This window comes from Diaphorobacter oryzae DSM 22780 (assembly GCF_059568935.1).
Genome location: NZ_JCANUL010000033.1, coordinates 1 through 1,644, shown reverse-complemented (window position 1 = coordinate 1,644; position 1,644 = coordinate 1). Strand labels below are relative to the sequence as shown.

The window sequence follows — 1,644 nt, the reverse complement described above, 5'->3', positions numbered from 1 at the left end:
CGCGCTGGCAGCAGCGGCCCAGCGCGCTGCAGTGCCTGAGCCTGACGCGGCTGGTGGAGGAGGCGCTGTCCAACGTCATCAAGCACAGCCAGGCCCGCAGCGTGCGCGTGGAATGCGGGCAGCCGCTGCCTGGCGTGTTCGCCGTGTGCGTGGACGACGATGGCCGGGGCTTCGACGTGGAGGCCGTGCGCGGCGCCGGCCTGTCGGTAGGCATGCGCAGCATGGCCGCGCGCGCCGAGCGCATGGGGGCGACGTTCAAGGTGGAGTCCGCGCCGGGCCGCACCGTGGTGAGCGTGGTCTTGCTGCTGCAGGCACCGGCGGCTCCGGTGGCGCGCGAGGTGGCGCATGAGGCGGTGCGCGAGGTGATGCCATGAGGTGGCTGGCGCTGCTGTGGGCGCTGCTGGCGTGGCCTGCGGCCTGGGCGCAGGCGCCGCAGGCCGCCTGCGCGCCGCGCATCGTGGCGGTGCAGGCGGCGCCCGCCCCCGACGGTGCCCGGCCCGCGCAGGGCTGGGAGACGGTGACCCTGCCCGACGTGTGGACGCGCCGCTGGCCGCAGCACGGCGGATCGGCGTGGTACCGCATCGACTGGGAACGCGGCTGCGAAGGAGCGGACGAGCCCGTGGCCCTGGGCATCGACGGCGTCAGCGTCGCGGGCGAGGTGTTCATCAACGACGACCTGCTGTGGCGCGATGCCTCGCTGGTGGAGCCGCTGTCGCGCAGCTGGAACATGCCGCGCTGGTGGCTGCTGCCCGCGTCCAGCCTGCACCCGGGCGTGAACACCGTCTGGGTGCGCGCCGTGGGGCCGGTGGGGCTCTCGCCGGGCCTGGGGGCCGTGCGGCTGGGTGATGCGCAGGCCGTGGCCCGGCAGTACGCCAGCAGGCTGTGGCAGCAGCGCACGGTGTACTTCATCAATGCCGTGCTGTGCGCCATGGCGGGCGCGCTGTTCCTGCTGGTGTGGTGCCTGCGGCCCCGCGAGCGGGCCTATGGCTGGTTCGGCCTGATGGCGCTCGCCTGGCTGGCCTACCTCACCACCTATCTGGCCGAAACACAATGGCCCTGGGCCGACTCGCTGACCCGCGGGCGCTTCGGCATGGTGGCGCTGGTGTGCTATGTGCTGTGCGCCTGCCTGTTCACCTTCCGCTTCGGCGGGCAGCGGCTGCCGCGCGTGGAGCGCGCGCTGTGGGCCCTGGCGGCACTGGGCGTGGGTGCCGCGCTGCTGGCGCCGCGCGCGGCGCTGGGGCCCTGGTTCTCGGCGGTATGGCAGGGGACGATGGCCGTGTTCCTGGCCAACTGCCTGCAGTTCCAGTGGCATGCCTGGCGCCCGCGGCCGGGGGGGCGCGAGCCCCGGCACATGCTGTTGGCGCTGTGCTGGCTGGTGTTCGTGGTGGTGGCGCTGGGCGACTTCTTCTCTGCGCTGGGCCTGTGGCAGGTGGCGCGCAACTGGGCGGCCCTGAGCGGGATGCTGGTCATGGTGCTGGTGATGCTGCTGCTGGGCGGGCAACTGGCTCAGCAGATGCGCCGCACGGAGCGCTTCAACCACGAACTGGCGGAGCATGTGGCCAGCGCGCGCGCGGAGCTGGCCCAGGCGCTGGAACGGGAGCATGCGCAGGCGCTGCAGCACGCCAAGCTGCAAGAGCGCATGGA

Annotated in this window: 2 protein-coding genes; both read left to right on the top strand. The window is 73.4% G+C overall.

Annotated features, from left to right (window positions below):
* Positions 1-374 (top strand): sensor histidine kinase (locus BP68_RS19215; RefSeq protein WP_496374774.1); only part of this gene is annotated, 374 nt, incomplete at its 5' end.
* Positions 371-1,644 (top strand): 7TM diverse intracellular signaling domain-containing protein (locus BP68_RS19210; RefSeq protein WP_496374772.1); only part of this gene is annotated, 1,274 nt, incomplete at its 3' end. The genes BP68_RS19215 and BP68_RS19210, both read left to right, overlap by 4 nt.